The organism is Micromonospora palomenae (genome assembly GCF_007829925.1).
GTDB lineage: Bacteria > Actinomycetota > Actinomycetes > Mycobacteriales > Micromonosporaceae > Micromonospora > Micromonospora purpureochromogenes.
In genome coordinates this window covers 456,531-476,242 of record NZ_VIXA01000003.1, presented here as the reverse complement: position 1 = coordinate 476,242, position 19,712 = coordinate 456,531, and the positions used below count along the sequence as shown (strand labels likewise).

Genomic DNA, 19,712 nt, shown 5'->3' with positions numbered 1-19,712 from the left:
GCTCCTCAGCTCAGGGTCCCGGCGCCATCCGGAACCTGAGCGGCCCCGATGATCACCTTGTCGATGAAGCCGTAGTCCATGGCCTCCTGGGCGGTGAACCAACGGTCCCGGTCCGAGTCCGCCTCGATCTGCGCCTGGCTCTGGCCGGTGTGGTGCGCGACCCGCTCCTGGAACATCCGCTTGGTGTAGAGCATCTGCTCGGCCTGGATCGCGATGTCGGAGGCCGTGCCGCCGAGACCACCGGACGGCTGATGCATCATGATCCGCGCGTGCGGGAGGGCGTACCGCTTGCCCTTCGTGCCGGCGCAGAGCAGCAGCTGGCCCATGGAGGCAGCCATGCCCATCGCCACGGTCGACACGTCGTTGTCGATGAACTGCATGGTGTCGTAGATCGCCATGCCGGAGTAGACCGAGCCACCCGGCGAGTTGATCCAGAGGTTGATGTCGCGGTCCGGGTCCTCCGCCGCGAGCAGCAGCAGCTGCGCGCAGATGCGGTTGGCGACCTGGTCGGTCACCTCGCTGCCCAGGAAGATGATCCGCTCCTTGAGCAACCGGTTGTAGACCGAGTCGTCGAGGTTGCCAATGGAGTCGCCACCGCGGGCCTCGATCGCCCGGAGCGACTTCTTGGGGATGTGCATGTCGGTCATGGCAGCCCTTCGCTCTCCGTACCGTCCTCCCCGACACTAACCGCTCAGCCGGGTGATCGACTCCCGGTCGGGGCACTGTTCGCTCTCAGCGCAGTTGTGCTCCGACGTACCCGGAAAACGGTTTCGGCCGCCGTCCACCGCAACGGGCGGACGGCGGCCTACCGGGGAAGATCAGTGCTCGTGGTCGTGCTCGTGAGCCTGCTCGCTCTCGGCCCGCAGGGCGTCGAGGGTGACCTCGTTGCCGGCGGAGTCCTTGATCTTGATCTTCTCCATGACCGCGGCGAGGGCCTTGCCGCGACGCACGTCACCGAAGACGGCGGCGGCCGCGCCGGAGCGCACCAGCTGGTCGTAGTACTGCTGCGGCGCCATGCCGGCCCGCTGCGCGCGGTGGACGATCTCGTGGCCGAACTCGTCGTCGGAGACCTGGACGTCCTCGGCGTCGGCCAGCGTGTCCAGCAGGAGCTGGATCTTGACGCCCTCGGTCGCCGCCTCGTTCAGCTCGGCGTCGATCTGCTCCTCGGTCTTCTCCTCGGCGGCGAGGTACTCCTCCAGCGAGGCGCCGATCCGCTCCAGCTGATCGATCATCGCAGCCTTGCGGCTCTCGACCTCCTCGCGGACGACACCCTCCGGCGCCGGCACCTCGGCGGCCGCGACGAGCTGCTCCAGGGCCTTGTCCCGGGCGGCGTAGATCTGCTCGACCCGCTTGCCCCGGGTGACCCGCTCGCGCAGGTCGTCACGGAGCTCGGCGATGGTGTCGAACTCGCTGGCCATCTGGGCGAAGTCGTCGTCCAGCTCCGGCAGCTCCTTCTCCTTGACCGTGCGGACGGTCACCGCCACCTCGGCGTCCCGGCCGGCGAAGTCGCCGCCCACGAGCTGGGTGGTGAAGGTGGTGCTCTCGCCGGCGGCGAGGCCGACCACGGCCTCGTCCAGCCCCGGCAGGAGCTGCTTGCTGCCGACCTCGTGCGAGATGTTGCTGGCCGAGCCGCCCGGCACCTCCTCGCCGTCGACGGTGGCGTTCAGGTCGATCTGGACGTAGTCACCCTCCTGGGCGGCCCGCTCGACCGTCTTGAGGGTGGCGAACCGCTCGCGCAGGCTCTTCACCTGCTCGTCGATTTCGCTGTCGTCGATCTGCAGCTCGTCCACGGTCACCTCGACGGTGGCCGGGTCAGGCAGGGTGATCTCCGGGCGAACGTCGACCTCGGCGGTGAAGTTGAGCGAGTCACCGTCGTTGAACTCGGTGATCTCGACCTCCGGGCGGCCGAGGGTCTTCAGGTCGTGCTCACGGACCGCCGCGAGGATGTTCTGCGGAATGGCCTCCTGCACCGCCTCGTTGAGGACGGTGCCCCGGCCCACCCGCTGGTCGATGACGGCGGCCGGCACCTTGCCCCGGCGGAAGCCGGGAACCTGCACCTGCGAACCGATCTCCCGGTACGCCTTCTTGAGGCTCGGCTCGAGCTCGACGAACGGCACCTCGATGGCGAGCCGCACGCGCGTCGGGCTCAGAGTCTCGACGGTGCTCTTCACAGGCGTACTCCTTGACGGATCTCAGTTTGAGTCTGGGCGTGTTTGCGCGCATCGAGTGTAGGCGAGCCGGGCTGCTGCTCCGGCAGCGCCCGGGTACCGCGCGACAAAAATCGGCGACGGCCCGGGCGACCCGGCCGGCGGACGACAGTCGGGGTGGCGGGATTTGAACCCACGGCCCCTCGCTCCCAAAGCGAGTGCGCTACCAAGCTGCGCCACACCCCGTGGCGACGAGAAGTGTATGCCGTCGGCACCCGGCGGAGGTGCCGGGGAGGCCCCCAACCCGCCGAACCCCCACCAACCGGACGCCCCCGCCACCCCACCGGGCGGTCGCCGCCCTGGCCGCACTTTCCGAGAAAGAGTGGCCTCCGGGCGCTGCGAGGCCACTCTTTCCCGGAAAGTGCGCGGGGCACGGGAGGGGTCGCGTGGATATGCCTGTGCGCGGTGGGTGGGGGGACCGGGTAGGCTGTCGGCGCGTCCCGTCGTGGCGGGGCGACTGCGGGCGTAGCTCAATGGCAGAGCTTCAGTCTTCCAAACTGACGGTGCGGGTTCGATTCCCGTCGCCCGCTCCACCGCCTTCCGGCCCAGGTCGGGAGGCGTTTTCTCGTCCTGGGCCAGATCGCAGCAGCGGAGTCAGCCGGACGGCTCGTGCCCGTTACGTGCCCGATCCCTCTCCTCGGCGATGCTGGCGCTGAGCGCATCGGCAATCCCCCGGTCGCGCTGCGCTGTGGCGTGTTGGTAGATCATCGCCGCGCGGGTGGAGCTGTGGCCCGTGCGCGCCATGAGGTCGGCCAAGGCGGCCCGCTTCGCAGGCCGCGCGCGCCGCCGAACCTGGGCCGGGCCTCCGGCGCCGGGGGGGTCGGCGCCGTGTTTGTCACTTAGGTTGGTCCAACGAGGCTCGGCGTGGGGCGTGCTCGGGTTTGCCGCTGGCTTAGTCTGGCTTGGTGACTCGCGCGGCTGATGGCAGTCTCGGGTCGGCCCAAGCGGTCTATCCCGGGACGTTCGATCCGTTCACGCCGGGTCATCTGGATGTTGTTGACCGTGCGCGCCGCATGTTTGATCAGGTCACAGTCCTCGTTGCCGTTAACGACGGCAAGCGGCCGTCTGGGACGACTGTTGCGCGGGCAAGGGAGATCCGGGGTTTGCTTCCGGCGGGCTGGGAGAACGTCGCGGTGGCCGCATGGCATGGGTTGACCGCCGACTATTGCCGGCTGAATGGGTGCGGGCTGATCATCCGCGGGGTCAGGAACTCGACCGATTTCTTGCGTGAGTACGAACTCGCCGCGATGAATGAAGCGCTGGGCGTCACGACGTTGTTCATGCCTGCCCGGCCGGAGTTGGCGACGATGTCGTCCACTGCGGTGCGGGCTCTGCGAGCCTGAGCTGCTCAGGACGGGCGCGCGCGTCTGATGCGCCCGCCGCGCCGCCGCCCAGCCGACCGCTTGACTGAGGCTGCCCGATCGCACCGCCCCCGTTCTGGGAGGCTGGACGGTCTGCGACTGCCCGACGAGGAGATCCACCTCCCCCGGCGGCCGGGTTATGTTCCCTCGGTCGCCCTGCAGACGGCGGCATGGCAGCCGATCGGGAGGCTCCTGTGGGTGTTCTGTACGACTACTTCCGCGTTCCCTGACCAGGAGGCTGTCGCAAAGCTGATGGCCGCTACGGACGGCGGGCCGGTGGTGCGAGAGGGAGAGTCTCCCGTCGTGGATGCCGTGGACGGCAAGGGGATCGATCCGCCCGTAGTCCTCGGCAAGGTCGTTTCGTTCGCTCTCGGCGTGCCATGGGCCGCCAACCTGATCGGGGAACGACTCATCTGGCCGGACGGCGCTGGTCAGGACCCTGAGTACGAAGGCCCCTGGGTTGTCGTACTGAGCGAGCGCGTCCGGGACGCGCTTGCCGAAATCTCCGACGACCGCTTGCCGGGCCTGGCCGATCGGTGGTCACACATCGAGGAGCTGTCCCACTACAGCGACACGCAGCCGGAGGTCATGCTGTCGCGTTTGCGGGAATTCGTTGGGCTGGCCCGCAGAGCACGCACGAGCGGGGAAAGCATCTACTGCTGGATCTGCCTCTAGGCTCACCGCGTCCGCCCGCTGTCCGACCGGGGTTTCGTACCCGACTCCAGCCCCTGTCTGCCGTAGCACTTGCCGTGCGGATCCTCGCGTGGAGCGAGACCGGCAGCGGCCTCAAGGCGCGTGCGGGTGGTCGTCGGTCAGGTGCGCGGGCATGGCCGCGGCGAGTTCGCCGGCCACTCGGCGGCGGATCTTCTGGGGCCCAGCGACGCGCCTCCAGGCCCGGAGGCCTGGGAGGTGCCAATGCAGATGCCTTATTGGTTTGCCGTCGGCGAACCCGGTCGGATAGGAAGCCTGCATGCTTCGAGGCACCAAGGTCGGGCTCAGGGCGCGGCACGAGGACGACATCCCGATCCTGCGGGCCGAGCTCTACGACGACGTGGTCAACTCCTCGCGGGCCGAAGGCCGGCCGTGGCGGCCGATCTCGCCCGGCTCGAAGGACTCGCGGCTCGTGGTGGACGACAAGGAGGAAGGGCACGTCCCGTTCTCTGTCGTGGAACTGGACGGCGGCGCGCTGGTCGGCACCGCGGTGCTGTGGAACATCGACAACCACAACCGATCCGCGCACATCGGCCTTGGACTGCGGCCGTCCTCTCGCGGCAAGGGCTACGGCACCGACGTGGTCGCGGTGCTGTGCCACTACGGTTTCATCGTGCGCGGCCTGCAGCGGCTGCAGATCGAGACGCTGTCGGACAACGCCGCGATGCTGCGCTCAGCCGAGCGCAACGGCTTCGTCCGCGAGGGCGTGCTGCGCTCCTCGGCCTGGGTGATGGGCGAGTTTCTTGACGAGGTGCTGCTCGGGCTCCTCGTGCAGGACTGGAAGGGCTAGGTCCTCCATGGACCGAAACGCGCAGGTAGATCCCGCCGCCGCACCGCGCGGGCCCGGGCGCGCCCTGGCCCGTACGCAGTTCCTGCTGGTCGGCGCGTACGTCGTCGCCGTCGGCGTCGCGCTGGGGCGGGCTGCCGCCTTCTCCGGGCACCTCTACCTGCCCCGCCAGGGTGACGACGCCACCGGCAACGCCGACCTTTGGCCCGGACCGTGGGGCGGGGTGTGGCTGGTGCTGGTCGTCGTGATCGGCATGGTGCCCCTGGCCGCGGCGGGCACGGCGCTGGTCGCCGTCGCCCGGCTCGCCTCCCGCCGGATGCGTAGCGAATCCGTCCGGTGGCGCGGCCTGCTGGTGAGCACGGTCCTTGCCGCCCTCGTCGTCGCCGCCGGGGTGAGCCCGCCGATGACCACTCTGTACACCTGGCTCGTCGACTAACCCTCGGCCTGCGGGCCGACGTCGGGGGGGCCGTCCGCCAGGACATGCTCGGTGTCGAGCCGGGCGCTCGGCGTTCCTCCGGCCAGGGTGGTCCGTCGCGCACTCCCGTTTCGGCCGGCGGACGGAGCCGGGCGGTCGATCGGGTCTGCTGCATCGGCTGCGTACGATGCGGGGCCGGGCAACTCGTGGGCGTGGAGGTATCGACCGATGGCAGGCCAGCAGGACGAGTTCGCCCTCGGCGTCGACCTCGGCACGTCCAACACCGTGGCCGTGCTGCGCTGGCCGGACGGGCGGACCCGGCCGCTGCTCGTCGACGGCCAGCCGATCCTCCCCTCCGGCGTGTACGCCGACGCCGACGGGCGGCTGCACGTCGGCCGGGACGCGCAGCGGCTGGCGCAGGCCGACCCGGCCGGGTACGAGCCGAACCCGAAGCGGCGGGTGGACGAGCCGAGCGTGTCGCTGGGCGGGCGGGCGTACCCCCCGGCGGAGCTGCTGGCGGCGACCCTGCGCGCGGTGGCGGAGTCGGCGGTCGCGGCGGCCGGTTTCCTGCCCCCGGCGGTGGTCACCTACCCGGCGGCCTGGGAGGCGCCCCGACGGCAGGTGCTGCACGAGGCGCTGGCGCTCGCCGGCTGGCCCACGGCCGCCGAGCACACCATGTCCGGGCCGATCCCACCCGGGACCCGCCTGCTGCGGGAGCCGGTGGCCGCCGCCCGGTACTACACCGACGTGCTGCGCCGGCCGGTGCCGGTCGGCGACGCGGTCGCGGTCTTCGACTTCGGCGGCGGCACGCTGGACGTCGCCGTGGTCCGCAACGAGGGCGCCGACCCGTGGGGGGACTCGGGCTTCACGGTGATCTCCACGGGCGGGGTGGCCGACCTGGGCGGTCTGGACCTGGACGCCGCCCTGGTGGGTCGGCTCGGGGAACTGGTCGCCGACGCCGACCCGGCACGGTGGGCCCGGCTGACCACGCCGGAGACGACCACCCAGTGGCGGGACCGGCAGCAGCTCTGGGACAACGTGCGCGGGGCGAAGGAGATGCTGTCGCGGGCCACCGTCGCCCCGGTCGCCGTACCGGGGGTGGAGACGGCGGCGCGGCTGGACCGGGCCGACCTGGAACGGCTCGCCACTCCCCTGCTGGCCCGGGCGGTGGCGGAGACCCGCGAGGTGATCGCCGCCGCGGGGCTCACCCCGGAGCGGCTGGCCGGGCTCTTCCTGGTCGGCGGATCGTCGCGGATACCGCTGGTGGCCCGGATGCTGCACGCCGAGCTGGGCATCGCGCCGACGGTGCTGGAACAGCCCGAGCTGCCGGTCGCCGAGGGGGCGCTGACCGACCTGCCGATGCCCCGCCCGCAGTCCCGGCCGGCACCGGTCGCCGCCGGAGCACCCGGCCACGCCCCGGCCGCGGCACCCGGAGCACCCGGGCACGCGGCGCCGCACGGAACGCCGGGCCAACCGGCGACGCCGCATCAGAGGCCGGGGCACACACCAGCGGGGGCGCCCGCGTCAGCCGGCGACGCGGCGGCGCACGGAACGCCGGGCCAACCGGCGACGCCGCATCAGACGCCGGGGCACGCGCCGGCGACGCACGGGTCGGCCGGCGACGCGGCGGGGGTGGCCGACCCGGCGGCGAAGACGGCGACGGCGGCGACGCTGCCCCGGCCGGCGCCGACCCGGCCCGACCCGTACCTGCCCGGGCAGGCGGTGTCGCCGGCAGCCGGGACGGGGGCGGGTTGGGCGGGCGTACCCCGGTCGGCCCCGCCGGTGTCGCCGGCGCCCGGCGGCGGTCCGACCGGGCCGGGACGGCCCCGGCGGGGGCTCTGGATCGCGCTCGGCGCGGGCCTCGCGGTGGTCGGGGTGCTGGCCGCGACCGTGCTCTGGCTGACCCGGGACCGCTACCCGGCGCTGGAGTTCCGGACCCTGGGCGTGGTGGCCACGCCGAAGGCCGGCGCGGAGCGCGCGGCCGCCGTGTTCACCTCGGTCCTCGGCGACCGCGCCTATCTCGCCCACCAGCTGGCCGACGACCGGCTGGAGGTGGTGGCGGTCGACGCCGGCAGCGGGGACGAGCTGTGGCGCAAGGCCACCCCGGTCGGCGCGCAGCGGTGGGCCGGGATCCGCGCGCTGCCCGGCGGCGTCGCGGTCCTCGCGGACGCGTCCGGCGACAGCACACCGCGCGACCTGCTGGTGCTCGACGCCGGCTCTGGCGACCAACGCTGGCGGCTCGCCGTGCACGGCGACGACGACCTGCACTACACCCGGGACACGGTGGTCTGGGTCGACCGGACCGGCGACCGCCTGGTCGGCCTGCGGATGCGCGACGGCCACGAGACGTGGCGCCGGGACAGTCCGCGCGACGAGTACGGCAGCAACCGGACCCGGGTGGTGCGGGTCGGCACCCCCGAGGCGTGGGGCGGTGTCGGCTTCGTCACCGGCGCGCCGACGGCACCCTGGCTCGGTACCGGCGGCCGGCTGGTGCAGGTGGGCGCCGACCGGTCGGTCCGGCTGATCGACATGGACAGCGGTGAGGTGCTGCGCAGCCGGCCCAACGTGGCCGACGTCGACGACCTGGTGGTGGCGCACGCCGACCGGCTGTACGTCACCGAGAACGAGCGCGGTTACCGGCTGCTCGGGTACGACCTGGCGAGTCTCGGCGAGCCGGACGTGCTCTACACCGCCCCCGACGACGGGCGACGGCCGCAGTCGCTGGTCGCCTGCGGCGAGCACCGGGCCTGCCTGCTGGAGGTGCCGGACGGCGAGACCGCGCGCACCGAGGTGGTGGCGGCGACCGAGGGCAAGGGCAGCCGGCACTGGCCGGCGCCGGAGGCCGACGGGCTGGTGCCGGTCGGCGAGCACCTGCTGGCCCGGCGGGACTCCCCGCAGTACGCCGTCACCCTCTTCGACGCCGACGGCAGGGCGGTGCTGGCCGACCGGGACGGCGTGGCGGTCCGGTTGGACGCGGGCAACGTGCTGCTCTTCGCGGAGCCGCTGAGCACCGCCGAGGACGACCGCAGCCTCGCCGGCATGGCGGTGGGCGGAAAGGCGCCGTTCGAGATGGGTGAGCTCAAGGACGTCCGCAGCGAGTCCTGCTCGTGGAACGCCTCGATGATCGCCTGCGGCCGGGAGCAGGACTTCGTGCTGTACCGCTTCGCCGGGGACGACTGAGCCCCACGGCCGGGGTTCACTGCGGCGGACGGACGGCGGGCGAGTCGTTTTCCCCCGGTTCGCCCTGGGTAGGGCAGTCGGCATGGAGACGAACACGAACGCGTACCTGGTCGGTGGCCCCCGTGACGGCAACACTCAGCAGGCGGAGAGCGCCCTGTTGGAGATCGAGCTGGACGGCATGATCCACCGCTACGTGCGCACCACGAAGCAGCACGGCGAGGACGGCACGGTCTACAACTACGACGGCATGGTCGCGCCGGACGGCGGGCAGCCCGGCGTCGAGGACCCGGCGGCCCGGGTCGCCTCCCCCAAGGCGGACGCGGAGGGGCACGGCGGCACGGCGTGACGGCGCGGCCGGGGCGCGGATGAACCGCGGCCGGCGGGGTAAGCACCGCCGGCCTGGTGGAGAACGACCCGTTGTCGCGGCCTCCCGCGACCGGACGCGCGGGCGGGTCGGCCCCGGCCGATCCGCCCGCGACGTACGTCAGTTGCCGGTGACGAAGTTCCAGACCGACACGACCCACTCGGTCTGCTGAAGGTAGGCGACCCCGACGCCGACCAGGAAGACCGCGGTCACCAGGTGCGCGCCGCGCGCGCCGCGCCGGACCCGGCCCAGCTGACGCTCCCAGATCACCCGACCGATCAGGCGGGACAGCGCGAACAGGCCGACCGCCACCAGCAGGCTCAGCACGAAGGTGAGCAGCGGCGCGCCCAGGTCGCCCCGCCCGGAGATGGCCCAGATCCCCCAGCAGACGAAGGCGAAGAGCGCCCCCGCCATGCTCCACTCGCGGCCCTGGCGCAGCTGCGCCAGGTGCCAGCTCATCGGCCGGCGCGGCTCGGCCGGCTCGTTCCAGGTGTGCTCGTCGGCGCCCACGGTGGGGAACTGCTCGGTGCGTGGGGTGCGCGGCCGCCCGACGGAGGCGACGCCGGGGCGGAACGCGTCCCGCTGCGGCGGCACCCCGACACCGGGCTGCGGCGGCACCTCGACTGTCCGCTCCGCCCATGGTTGTGTCTGGTCTGCCATCTCGTGTCCTCCCCTGACCGGTGCCGGCCTCCGGCCGGCCCGCCGTCTTCGAGGGTAGCCAGCCGGCAAATCGGTCGCCGCCCCGCCGACGATGGGCTAGACAGGGGCGATGACCCACCCCCTCGCCGACGTGCAGGTCCCGGCCGCGTCCGACTTCGACGAGATCGCCGACCTGATGGGTGACGCGTTCCACAGCGCGTTCGACACCGACGTCCGCGAGGTCGAGCGGGGCATCTTCGAGCCGGACCGGTCGCTGCTGGTCCGCGACGGGGGCCGACCGGTGGCGCACGCCTCCGCCTTCACCCGGACGCTCACCGTCCCCGGGGCGACGGTGGCGGCGGCGCACGTCACCATGGTCGCGGTGGCCGTCACCCACCGCCGGCGGGGCCTGCTCAGCACGCTGATGGGTCGCCAGCTTCGGGAGATCCACGACACCGGCCGGGAGCCGGTCGCGGTGCTGTGGGCCAGCGAGGGACGGATCTACCCCCGGTTCGGTTACGGCCTGGCCGCGCAGCGCCTCGCCGTCGAGTGCCCGGCCACCGCCGAGCTGCGGCTGCCGGAACCGGCGTCCGCGGCGGGCACCCTCCGGCTGGCCGACCCGGTCGCGTCGCAACCCGAGCTGGCCCGGGTGTACGACCGGGTGCGCCCGGACCGCCCCGGCTGGTCGGACCGGGACGAGCGCTGGTGGCGGTACGTGCTGGCCGACCCGACCGCCTGGCGGGGCGGGGCGACCCCGCGCCGGGCGTTGCTGCACGAGGGGCCGGACGGCGTGGACGGGTACGCGCTCTGGCGGACCCGGGAGGAGTGGGACCAGCGCGGGCCGCGCGGGCAGGTACGGGTGGACGAGGTGGTCGCCGCCGACCCCGAGGCGTACCTGGCGCTGTGGCGGACGCTCTTCTCGATCGACCTGACCCGGCAGCTCTCCTGCGGCCGGGTCGCCGTGGACGAGCCACTGCTGCGCCTGGTGGACGAGCCCCGCCGGCTCGGCGCCCAGTTGGTCGACGCGCTCTGGGTGCGGGTGGTGGACGTCCCGGCCGCGCTGGCCGCCCGCCGGTACGCGACCGCCGTCGACGTGGTGATCGAGGTCACCGACGAGCTGCTGCCGGAGAACACCGGACGCTGGCGCCTCACCGGCGGTCCCACCGGCGCGGTGTGCGTCCGCACCGACGACCCGGCGGAGCTGGCCTGTGACGTACGCGGCCTCGGCGAGCTGTACCTCGGCGGCGTGGCGCCGGCCGCGCTGGCCGCCACGGGCCGGCTCCGCGAGCTGCGTCCCGGCGCGCTCGCCGCCGCCGGCCCGGCCTTCGGCTGGCACCGCGCCCCGGGGGCGATGGAGGTCTTCTGAGCGCCGGCGGGGTCACCGGGGCCGGTGCGGGCGGTACGGTCGGCTGATGGCGGATGCGGAGCGACGGCGACGCCGGCTGCGGCACCAGCCGGACGGGGTGGCCGGGGACGGCGACGGCCCGACGGCGGCCACGGCCGAGGTGCACGACGGCACGCCCGCGCCCCGGGCGCGGCGCGGCGGCGGGGCCGACGAGAGCGAGCGCGGCCTGCGGGGGCTGGTCGGTTCCGGTTCCTCGCAGGTGGGGGTCGGCGCGGCGCTGCGGGCCCGGGACGCCGCCCGGCCGACCGACGAGGACCTGGCCGAGGCGGAGGCCCGGCTGGTGATCGTCCGCCGCAACTGGGTGCCCCGCGAGGACCTGCCCCGCTCCGGCCGGTGACGGTCGAGGCCGGCCCGCACGGGCCGGCCTCGAACACGGGGACCGGCCCGGTGGGGCCGGGGTCAGTCGACGGTCAGGGCAGCTCGGGGAGCTGGCGGGTGCGCTCGTACTCGGCCATCTGGGCGATCCGGCGGGAGTGCCGCGGGTTGCCCGAGAAGGGCGTGGTGAGGAACGCCTCGACGATGGCGGTCGCCTCGTCCAGGGTGTGCTGGCGGGCGCCGACGGCCACCACGTTGGCGTCGTTGTGCTCCCGGCCGAGCTGGGCGGTCTCGACGTTCCAGGCCAGCGCCGCCCGGACGCCGGCGATCTTGTTGGCGGCGATCTGCTCGCCGTTGCCGGAGCCGCCGATGACCACCCCGAGGCTGCCCGGGTCGTTGACCACCCGGTCACCGGTGTGCAGGCAGAAGGCGGGGTAGTCGTCGTCCGGGTCGAAGGCGTGCGGCCCGACGTCGACCAGCTCGTAGCCCTGCTTGGCCAGGTGGTTGGCCAGGTGCACCTTCAACTCGAAACCGGCGTGGTCGGATCCCAGGTAGACGCGCATACCGCGCAGTCTGTCAGGCCCCGCCCCGGCACGTCGCGCGGGCGGCGAACCGGGGCGGATTCGTCACAGCGTCACCGGGGCAGCTCGGCGACGACCAGGCCGCCGCGCGCCTTCGGGGTGAACCAGGTGCTCTTGCGGGGCATCTTCTCCCGGGCCAGGTTCACCGCGACGAAGTCGTCCACGGTCACCGGGGCGATGAGGATCGCCAGCTCGGCCCGGCCGGCGTCGACCTCGCCGGTGAGCCAGCTCGCCGGGTAGTCGCCGCCGACGTAGGTGATCCGCTTGTCGCCCGGGTCGAGGCCGAGCGCGTCGCGCAGCAGCAGCCGCTCGACCAGCGCGTGGTCCAGGTTCTCCAGCCGGGCGGCGCCCTCGTCGTGCGGCAGCGTGACCGCGTACCCCTGGCCGGACAGCCGGAGGTGGACGGTGCCGCCGGCCGGCGGGACCTCGACCGGCCCGTCGATCGGGGTGATCGTCGCGCCGGCGGCGCGCAGCCGGTCGAGCAGCTCGTCTCCGGTGGTGGTCAGCTCGCTGACCAGCCGGTTGTAGGGCTGGATGGCGACCGACGCCGGGGTGGTGACCACCGACAGGAAGCGGGGCAGGCCGCCGGTCTGCGCGGCCAGGCTGCGGTGGTTGCCGTCGGCGACCACCAGCTCGCCGCCGCCGGCCAGCGCGGTCAGCTCGTCCTGCTGCGGGCCGGGGCCGAGCAGCCAGATGGCGTGCGTCCGGCCGGCCTGGTCGGTGTCGGTCGCGGCGGGCGCGCCGGCGGACTCGGTCGCCGCCGCGAGCGCGGCGTGCAGCTCGTCGCCCCGCCCGGTCTGGAGCAGGAGTACGGGTGAGAGCAGATGCCCCAGCGCCTCGGCGAGGGCCACCCGCTCGCGCACCTTGGCGATGAAGACGTCCTCGTTGCGGATGACCAGGCCGGGCTCGTCGGCGCTGGTGGAGATCTGGTCGGTGTCCACCATGGCGAAGAGCCCGTACGCCGACTCCTCGCCGGGCGCGCTGATCCGGTAGAGCACCACGACCTGCTCGGCCGGGGTGTAGCTGCCGTCGGCCTTGGCCTCGGCGAGGCGGGCCACCGCGTCGCCGAGCGCGTCGAGGAAGGACTTGCCGAGACTCTCCGGCGCCCGGTGGGGCATCTCGATGCCGAGGGCACTGTGCGGGTTCGCCTCGATGATCGCGGTGATCTCCGCGTCGTCGGCGAACTCGTCGTAGTTCTGCGCGCCGGTGCCGCCAGTGGTGATCCAGGCCCGGGCGATCGGATGCACGACCGTCATGCCCGTTGACGCTACCGGCGTCGGCCGCCCGGACGACGCGGACCCCGCGCCGGGTCCACCAGATGAACCGGTCATCCCCGCTCGGCCGGCTCCTTGACGCGGCGGTGCCGTCCGGTCTGGCTGGGAACGGGCGCGCCCCGGCCCGCGGGCGCGGAGCCACCCGGGCCGCCCGGCCGGGCGCCGGGCGGTGTGGCCCGGCAGGTGACCGGGACCCGGGCGACGCCGACCACGATCGGCGGGGCGAGCAGGTCGACCATCTCGACGGGAAGCTCGGGGCTGACCGTCGGCCAGTGGCAGTCGTCGACCGACCAGTACGTGGTGGGGTCGGCCACCTCCTGCCCCGTCGACAGGTCGTCAGCGGACGGACGGCGGTGCTTGGCCATCGGGAAAGCCTCCGGGTCGGCCGGGTGCGGCCGCTGCGGCCGCTGCGCTGGACAACCGGAAAAACGACACCGTGCCCGGGAGGGTGACGCAGCGTCGGCGTCGGCCCGGGGCCGGCACGGCGACGGGCGTCGGAGTCGGAGTCGGAGTCGGACGCGGCCCGGCGCGGCCAGCGGGTCCCTCGAGGGGCGAGGCCGGTGCGCGGACGCTGTGGAGCTGATGTCGTGAACGAATCACCAACCAGCGACGCCGGCGAATCGTCCACGTCATCAGCTCGACAGGAGCGCCACACCGTCTCCTCGCCCCCGGGCCGGGTCGTCGTCCCGGACCGGACGAGCGGGCCCGGGGCGGCGGCCGCGGTTCAGTCGAAGATCGGGCCGAGCTCGCGGGAGCGCTTGAGCTCGTAGAAGCCCGGGGTGCCGGCGACCAGCAGGACGCCGTCCCAGAGCCGCCCAGCGGCCTCGCCCTTCGGGGCCGGCGTGATCACCGGACCGAAGAAGGCCACCTGGCGGCCGTCCGGGCCCGGGGCGTGGATGACCGGGGTGCCGACGTCGGTGCCGACGGGGCGCATCCCGGCCTCGTGGCTGGCCCGCAGCGCCTCGTCGTACTCGGTGGTGTCGGCGACGCCGGCCAGCGCCGGGTCCAGGCCGACGTCGGTGAGCGCGGCCTTGAACAACTCCGGGCCGAACTGCTCCTTACCCAGGTGGATCCGGGTGCCCATGGCGGTGTAGAGCTTCGCCACCGCCTCCTGCCCGTGCTGCTGCTCGACGGCCACGCAGACGCGTACCGGGCCCCAGCCCTTGTTCATCAGCTCCTGGTACTCCTCGGGCAGGTCCCGACCCTCGTTGAGCACCGAGAGGCTCATCACGTGGAAGCGGATGTCCACGTCCCGGACCTTCTCGACCTCCAGCAGCCAGCGGGAGGTGATCCACGCCCAGGGGCACAGGGGGTCGAACCACATGTCGACGGTGACACGATCGGTCACGGTGAGGTCCCTTCACGACTGGTGACGCGCCGGGCAGCCCCCGGCGCCGCTGCCTCGATCCTCACCCCGCAGGGCATCGACTGGTAGCGGAATGAGAGCGTGACCTCGACCACCGCGGGGCGTCGGTGCATGGAAGACTCGGCTCTGGCCGGCCGTCACGAGCGGCCGACTGGGCTGGCGCAGCCGCGAGGCGGCGAGAGTGGGATGGAGACGAAAGTGCCGGGAGTGCGCAACCTGACCCAGGTGGAGGCCACCGAGCGGGCCCGCCTGCTGGAGGTGACCGGGTACGACATCAGCCTGGACCTGTCGACCGCCGTGCAGGCCGAGGGCCGTACGTTCCGGTCGGTGACCGAGGTCCGGTTCCGCTGCACCGAGCCGGGTGCCGGCACCTTCATCGAGACCGCCGCCGAGTCGGTGCGGTCGGCGACGCTCAACGGCGCGCCGGTCGACCTCTCCGGCTGGTCGGCCGAGAAGGGCCTGGCGCTGTCCGGGCTGGCCGCGGAGAACACGCTCGTCGTGGACGCCGACTTCGCGTACTCCAACAGTGGGCAGGGCCTGCACCGCACGGTGGACCCGGTCGACGGCGAGACCTACCTCTACAGCCAGTTCGAGACGGCCGACGCGCAGCGGGTCTTCGCCTGCTTCGACCAGCCCGACCTGAAGAGCGTCTACACCTGGCACGCCACCGTCCCCGACCACTGGCGCGTGGTGTCCAACATGCCGGTGGAGCGCGAGGAGCCGGCCGGCGAGGCGCTCAAGACCGTCCACTTCGTGGAGTCGGCCCGGATGAGCACCTACATCACCGCGCTCTGCGCCGGGCCGTACCACGAGGTGCGGGACAGCCACGACGGCATCGACCTGGGGGTCTTCTGCCGGGCCTCGATGGCGCCGCACCTGGACTCCGACGACCTGTTCCTGATCACCAAGCAGGGCTTCGACTTCTTCCACGAGCAGTTCGGGGTGCGCTACCCGCTGCCCAAGTACGACCAGCTCTGGGTGCCGGACTTCAACGCCGGCGCGATGGAGAACTTCGGTTGCGTCACGCACGCCGAGTCGCACTACCTGTTCCGCTCGCAGGTCACCGACTTCGAGTACGAGCAGCGGGCCAACACGATCCTGCACGAGCTGGCGCACATGTGGTTCGGTGACCTGGTCACCATGCGCTGGTGGAACGACCTGTGGCTCAACGAGTCGTTCGCCGAGTGGGCCAGCCACTGGTGCAACACCCACGCCACCCGGTTCTCCGAAGCCTGGACGACCTTCCTGTCGATCCGGAAGAACTGGGGCTACCGGCAGGACCAGCTCTCCTCCACCCACCCGGTGTACTGCGAGATGCCGGACCTGGAGGCGGTCGAGGTCAACTTCGACGGCATTACCTACGCCAAGGGCGCCAGCGTGCTCAAGCAGCTCGTCGCGTACGTCGGCGAGGAGCCGTTCGTGGCCGGCCTGCGGGCGTACTTCGGCAAACACGCCTGGGGCAACGCCACCTTCGACGACCTGCTCTCCGAGCTGGAGACCGCCTCCGGCCGGGAGCTGCGCAAGTTCGCCGCGCAGTGGCTGGAGACCGCCCAGGTCAACACGCTGCGCCCCGAGGTGACCATCGACGACGACGGGACGTACCAGCGGGTGCTGGTCCGCCAGGAGGCGCCGGCGGGACACCCGACCCTGCGTACCCACCGCATCGGCGTGGGCCTCTACGACCTCACCGACGGCCGGCTGGTCCGCCGGGAGCGGATCGAGGTCGACGTGACCGGCGAGCAGACCGAGCTCTCCGCGCTGCACGGCACGCGGGCCGCCGACGTGCTGCTGCTCAACGACGACGACCTGACGTACACCAAGCTGCGGCTGGACGAGCGGTCGATGGCCACCGTGGTGCAGCACATCGCCGGGCTGGAGTCCTCGCTGGCCCGGGCCCTGTGCTGGACGGCCGCCTGGGACATGACCCGCGACGCCGAGCTCGCCGCCCGCGACTACGTGGCGCTGGTGCTGGCCGGGCTCCCCGCCGAGACCGACATCAACCTGATCACCGCCACCCTGCGCCAGGCGAGCACCACGATCACCGTCTACGCCGACCCGGCCTGGGCGCCGACCGGCTGGGCGGAGCTGGCCCGTACCGCGAAGACGGCGCTGGCCGCCGCCGAGCCGGGCAGCGGCTTCCAGCTCGCCTGGGCCCGCGCGTACGCCTCGGCGGCCCGCTCCGCCGAGGACCTGGCGACCCTGCGCGGCTGGCTGGACGGCAGCGGCGTGCCGGCCGGGCTGACCATCGACACCGAGCTGCGCTGGACGGTCCTGCAGTCGCTGGTGGCCAACGGGGCGGCCGGCGCCGCCGAGGTCGAGGCCGAGCTGGCCGCCGACCGGACGGCCAGCGGCGAGCGGGAGGCCGCGTACGCACACGCGCTGGTGCCGACCGCCGAGAACAAGGCGGCGGTCTGGGCCGAGCTGACCGGCCCGCAGTCGCTGCCGAACTGGCGCAACCGGGCGCTGCTGCAGGGCTTCACCCACCCGGCGCAGGTGGAGCTCACCGCGCCGTACCGGGAGAAGTACTTCGCCAGCGTGGCGCAGGTCTGGGCGCAGCGGGACAGCGAGCCGGCGCAGGAGTTCGTCCAGCTCGCCTACCCGGCGTACCTGGTCGAGGAGGAGACGGTGGCGGCCACCGACGCCTGGCTGGCGCAGGACGGGCACCCGGCGCCGCTGCGCCGGCTGGTCGCCGAGGGCCGCGACGGGGTGGTCCGCTCGCTGAAGGCCCGCGCCAAGGACGCCCAGAGCGCCTGACCGAGGAGTACGCGGCCCCGGGCCGGCGCGGGCGAGAGCCCACGCCGGCCCCGCGCCGTCATCGAAAACACGAAGCCCGGCCCGCGTGACGCGGGCCGGGCTTCGTCGTACGGGTAGGGGCTCAGGCCCTGCCGGCGTGGCTGGCGAGCTGGTCGAGGCCGTTGATGATGCCACCGGTCAGGTCGCCGCCGCCGAACGCCGCCACCATCGACAGCGCGGCGAGCCGGGCGTAGGTGTCGGGGATGCGCTTGCGCGCGTGCCGGCCGGTGACCACCTCCAGCTGGCGCTGGTTGGGCGACACCGCGATCAGGACGGACCGGTCGGGCTCGGCGAGCTGGCGGTGCAGGCGCTCGGCGTGCTCGCGGATCGGCTCGTCGAGGCCGCCCACGTAGACCGAGAAGACCAGGCCGGTGCCCTGGTCGGCCAGGCGGAGCGCCTCGTCGATGCGCAGCAGCTGGCGGGTCGTGAACGGCCCGTCCAGCACGTCGGGCGGGTTACCCGTCCCGGTCTGCATCTCACCAACGGTCACTTGCGCCTCCGGTTCCACCGGCCGGCGCCTCGATGCCGGCCTGCTCGAGCTTGTGGCTGGTCAGCGCCGGCGCCTGCGCGCCCGCGGACAGGGCGGTGCCGGCCGAGTCGGCCAGCTGCTCCGGGCGGCCCAGGAACCAGACCGGGGTGAAGTCGAAGCGGCGGCCCGGCCGGTAGCGCTTGGACCCGCCGCCACCACGGCGGTTGCTGGCGAACACCAGACCGACGATCACCAGCATCACCGCCGCCGGGATGCCGACGAAGATCAGCAACGTCTCAGTGACAGACAATCCCAACGCCCCCAGGCGGAAGATAGAGACCAGAGCATCCGGGTCGGGTGGACGATCATGGCGCCGACCGCCCGACTCCGCTGCCATTCACGTTAGCGGAGTCGACGCCCCGCCAGATTGCGGGGTGCCGATCCCATCCGTCACTGCAGTGTTCCAGTTGCGCTGCGGTGGCGATCAGTCGGGCGTCGTCGCCGTAGCGACCGGTCAGCAGCACCCCGACGGGCAGATCGGTCGCGGTGCGCCCGAGCGGTAGCGAGACGGACGGATCTCCCGTCACGTTGAACACCGCGCAGTACGGCGAGAACCGGCGCTGCCGGTCGAAATCGGCCGCCGGGTCGGCGTCGGCGGTGAACCAACCGACCGGCGCCTGGGGTGCGGCCAGGGTGGGGCAGAGCAGCAGGTCGCAGTCGGCGGTGCGGCGGGCACCGAGGCGTACCTGGGCCTGGATCTCGCCGAGGGTGGCCATCAGCGCGCCGGCGCCGACGGTGGCGCCCCGGGCGCGGAGGAACCGGGTCAGCGGCAGCAGGTCGGACTCCCGCTCCGGCGGCACCGGGGCCAGCGCCAGCACGTACCAGAGGGTCTCGAAGAGCGGCCACACCGCGGGGCCGAGCGGCCGGTCGACCTCGACCACCTCGTGGCCGGCCGCGGTGAGCAGCGCGGCGGCCCGGTCCACCGCGGCGACGCAGTCGGGGTGGACCGGCTCTTCGGCGAGCATCGGGGCGTCGAAGCGGCCGATCCGCAGGCGGCCCGGGGCGGCCCGGCGGGCGACGGCAAGGTAGCCGCCGTCGGGTCGCGGCGGCGGCAGGTACGGCTCGCCGGGCACCGGCACCGCCATCGCGTCGAGCAGCGCGGCGACGTCGGCGACCGTCCGCCCGAGCGGGCCGCTGGTGGGCAGGCCGAACGCGCCGGAGCCGAGCGGTCCGCCGGAGACCAGGCCGCGGCTCGGCTTGTAGCCGACCAGGCCGCAGAGGGCGGCCGGGATGCGCACCGACCCGCCGCCGTCGGAGCCCTGGGCGACCGGCACCAGGCCGGTGGCCACCGCGGCCGCCGCGCCGCCGCTGGAGCCGCCGGCGGTGTAGGCCAGGTCCCACGGGTTGCGGGCCGGCGGCGCGACCAGCCCCTCGGAGTAGAGCGAGCAGCCCAGCTCGGAGGTGGTGGTCTTGCCGAGGCTGACCAGCCCGGCGGCGGCCATCAGCCGGACCACGTCGGCGTCGACCGGCGGGACGAAGTCGGCGAACGCCGCCGAGCCGAAGGTGGTGCGCACCCCGGCGGTGAGGGTCAGGTCCTTGATCGCGGTCGGCACGCCGTGCAGCGGCCCGCGCCCCGCGACCGGCACCGCGTCGGCGGCCCGGGCGGCGGCGAGGGCGCGTTCGGGCGTGACGGTGACGAACGCGCCGACGGTGTCGCCGAGCGCGTCCACCCGGTCGAGATGGTGCCTGACCAGGTCGACGCTGGAGAGCTCGCCCCGGGCGACGGCGGCGGCCTGCTCCAGCGCGGTCAGGTCGTGCGGCTCGGCCATGCCGCCATCCTGCCCG

At 73.4% G+C, this 19,712-nt stretch carries 20 protein-coding genes, 2 tRNA genes and 1 pseudogene; 11 read left to right on the top strand and 12 right to left on the bottom strand.

What is annotated here, in order from left to right:
* Nucleotides 1-5: 5 nt before the first annotated feature.
* The 3 genes from FHX75_RS23160 to FHX75_RS23150 form a co-directional block, all read right to left on the bottom strand.
* Entirely contained in the window at nucleotides 6-647 is a 642-nt protein-coding gene (locus tag FHX75_RS23160) for an ATP-dependent Clp protease proteolytic subunit (RefSeq protein ID WP_088960728.1), read from the bottom strand.
* Nucleotides 648-818: 171 nt separating this feature from the next.
* Nucleotides 819-2,171 (bottom strand): trigger factor, encoded by a 1,353-nt coding sequence (tig, locus tag FHX75_RS23155; RefSeq protein WP_154942432.1) that lies wholly within the window; start codon nucleotides 2,169-2,171, stop codon nucleotides 819-821.
* Between the two features lie 148 nt (nucleotides 2,172-2,319).
* Nucleotides 2,320-2,393 (bottom strand) — tRNA-Pro (locus FHX75_RS23150).
* Between the two features lie 273 nt (nucleotides 2,394-2,666).
* Here FHX75_RS23150 and FHX75_RS23145 point away from each other — a divergent pair.
* Nucleotides 2,667-2,740: transfer RNA gene (locus FHX75_RS23145), tRNA-Gly, on the top strand.
* Between the two features lie 61 nt (nucleotides 2,741-2,801).
* On the opposite strand, the gene FHX75_RS23140 is transcribed toward FHX75_RS23145, so the two are convergent.
* Nucleotides 2,802-2,963: an integrase gene (locus FHX75_RS23140; RefSeq protein ID WP_154942431.1), complete on the bottom strand. Its 162-nt coding sequence runs from the start codon at nucleotides 2,961-2,963 to the stop codon at nucleotides 2,802-2,804.
* Nucleotides 2,964-3,112: 149 nt separating this feature from the next.
* Here FHX75_RS23140 and coaD point away from each other — a divergent pair, with 149 nt between their 5' ends.
* The 7 genes and pseudogenes from coaD (at nucleotide 3,113) to FHX75_RS23110 (ending at nucleotide 9,007) form a co-directional block, all read left to right on the top strand.
* On the top strand, nucleotides 3,113-3,550 hold the full coding sequence (gene coaD, locus FHX75_RS23135; protein ID WP_154942430.1) for a pantetheine-phosphate adenylyltransferase: 438 nt from the start codon (nucleotides 3,113-3,115) through the stop codon (nucleotides 3,548-3,550).
* Nucleotides 3,551-3,871: 321 nt separating this feature from the next.
* Nucleotides 3,872-4,243, top strand: a complete 372-nt coding sequence (locus FHX75_RS23130) for a hypothetical protein (RefSeq protein WP_154942429.1) — start codon at nucleotides 3,872-3,874, stop codon at nucleotides 4,241-4,243.
* A 295-nt stretch (nucleotides 4,244-4,538) separates the two neighbouring features.
* The gene (locus FHX75_RS23125; RefSeq protein WP_154942428.1) at nucleotides 4,539-5,069 is read left to right on the top strand and encodes a GNAT family N-acetyltransferase; all 531 of its coding nucleotides are present in this window, start codon (nucleotides 4,539-4,541) and stop codon (nucleotides 5,067-5,069) included.
* Nucleotides 5,070-5,076: 7 nt separating this feature from the next.
* Nucleotides 5,077-5,502, top strand: coding sequence for a hypothetical protein (locus tag FHX75_RS23120; RefSeq protein ID WP_154942427.1), 426 nt, complete (start codon nucleotides 5,077-5,079; stop codon nucleotides 5,500-5,502).
* 465 nt (nucleotides 5,503-5,967) lie between these two features.
* Nucleotides 5,968-6,813: pseudogene (locus FHX75_RS32290) on the top strand (Hsp70 family protein); the annotation flags it as partial.
* Nucleotides 6,814-6,840: 27 nt separating this feature from the next.
* Entirely contained in the window at nucleotides 6,841-8,661 is a 1,821-nt protein-coding gene (locus tag FHX75_RS32285; RefSeq protein WP_425463532.1) for an outer membrane protein assembly factor BamB family protein, read from the top strand.
* Nucleotides 8,662-8,743: 82 nt separating this feature from the next.
* A complete protein-coding gene (locus tag FHX75_RS23110) occupies nucleotides 8,744-9,007 on the top strand; it encodes a hypothetical protein (protein WP_154942425.1) in 264 nt (87 codons plus the stop codon).
* Between the two features lie 138 nt (nucleotides 9,008-9,145).
* Here FHX75_RS23110 and FHX75_RS23105 read toward each other — a convergent pair whose 3' ends face one another.
* Complete coding sequence (locus FHX75_RS23105; protein ID WP_154942424.1) at nucleotides 9,146-9,685, bottom strand: hypothetical protein; 540 nt, start codon at nucleotides 9,683-9,685, stop codon at nucleotides 9,146-9,148.
* A 109-nt stretch (nucleotides 9,686-9,794) separates the two neighbouring features.
* Here FHX75_RS23105 and FHX75_RS23100 point away from each other — a divergent pair, with 109 nt between their 5' ends.
* Nucleotides 9,795-11,030 carry a GNAT family N-acetyltransferase gene (locus tag FHX75_RS23100; RefSeq protein ID WP_154942423.1) on the top strand — a complete coding sequence of 412 codons (1,236 nt, stop codon included), beginning with the start codon at nucleotides 9,795-9,797 and terminating at the stop codon, nucleotides 11,028-11,030.
* 46 nt (nucleotides 11,031-11,076) lie between these two features.
* Nucleotides 11,077-11,406: a hypothetical protein gene (locus tag FHX75_RS23095; protein ID WP_154942422.1), complete on the top strand. Its 330-nt coding sequence runs from the start codon at nucleotides 11,077-11,079 to the stop codon at nucleotides 11,404-11,406.
* Between the two features lie 73 nt (nucleotides 11,407-11,479).
* Here the strand turns inward: FHX75_RS23095 and FHX75_RS23090 are convergent, their stop codons facing one another.
* From FHX75_RS23090 to FHX75_RS23075, 4 genes are all read right to left on the bottom strand, one after another.
* Nucleotides 11,480-11,947 carry a ribose-5-phosphate isomerase gene (locus tag FHX75_RS23090; protein WP_154942421.1) on the bottom strand — a complete coding sequence of 156 codons (468 nt, stop codon included), beginning with the start codon at nucleotides 11,945-11,947 and terminating at the stop codon, nucleotides 11,480-11,482.
* A gap of 71 nt (nucleotides 11,948-12,018) precedes the next feature.
* Entirely contained in the window at nucleotides 12,019-13,221 is a 1,203-nt protein-coding gene (locus tag FHX75_RS23085) for a DUF1015 family protein (protein WP_154942420.1), read from the bottom strand.
* A 71-nt stretch (nucleotides 13,222-13,292) separates the two neighbouring features.
* Nucleotides 13,293-13,604, bottom strand: a complete 312-nt coding sequence (locus FHX75_RS23080; protein ID WP_154942419.1) for a hypothetical protein — start codon at nucleotides 13,602-13,604, stop codon at nucleotides 13,293-13,295.
* 359 nt (nucleotides 13,605-13,963) lie between these two features.
* Nucleotides 13,964-14,563, bottom strand: a complete 600-nt coding sequence (locus tag FHX75_RS23075) for a mycothiol-dependent nitroreductase Rv2466c family protein (protein WP_425463531.1) — start codon at nucleotides 14,561-14,563, stop codon at nucleotides 13,964-13,966.
* Nucleotides 14,564-14,812: 249 nt separating this feature from the next.
* Between FHX75_RS23075 and pepN the strand changes: the two genes are divergently transcribed.
* Nucleotides 14,813-17,359, top strand: a complete 2,547-nt coding sequence (pepN, locus tag FHX75_RS23070) for an aminopeptidase N (protein WP_154942733.1) — start codon at nucleotides 14,813-14,815, stop codon at nucleotides 17,357-17,359.
* A gap of 121 nt (nucleotides 17,360-17,480) precedes the next feature.
* Here pepN and FHX75_RS23065 read toward each other — a convergent pair whose 3' ends face one another.
* From FHX75_RS23065 to FHX75_RS23055, 3 genes are read right to left on the bottom strand one after another with little or no spacing between them, the layout of a single operon-like run.
* Entirely contained in the window at nucleotides 17,481-17,888 is a 408-nt protein-coding gene (locus FHX75_RS23065) for a DUF5130 family protein (protein ID WP_154942417.1), read from the bottom strand.
* Nucleotides 17,875-18,264 carry an aa3-type cytochrome oxidase subunit CtaJ gene (gene ctaJ, locus FHX75_RS23060; RefSeq protein WP_484213865.1) on the bottom strand — a complete coding sequence of 130 codons (390 nt, stop codon included), beginning with the start codon at nucleotides 18,262-18,264 and terminating at the stop codon, nucleotides 17,875-17,877. The genes FHX75_RS23065 and ctaJ overlap by 14 nt, the downstream gene beginning before the upstream one ends.
* Nucleotides 18,233-19,696, bottom strand: a complete 1,464-nt coding sequence (locus tag FHX75_RS23055; protein WP_154942416.1) for an amidase — start codon at nucleotides 19,694-19,696, stop codon at nucleotides 18,233-18,235. Before FHX75_RS23055 ends, ctaJ begins: the two co-directional genes overlap by 32 nt.
* Nucleotides 19,697-19,712 lie beyond the last annotated feature (16 nt).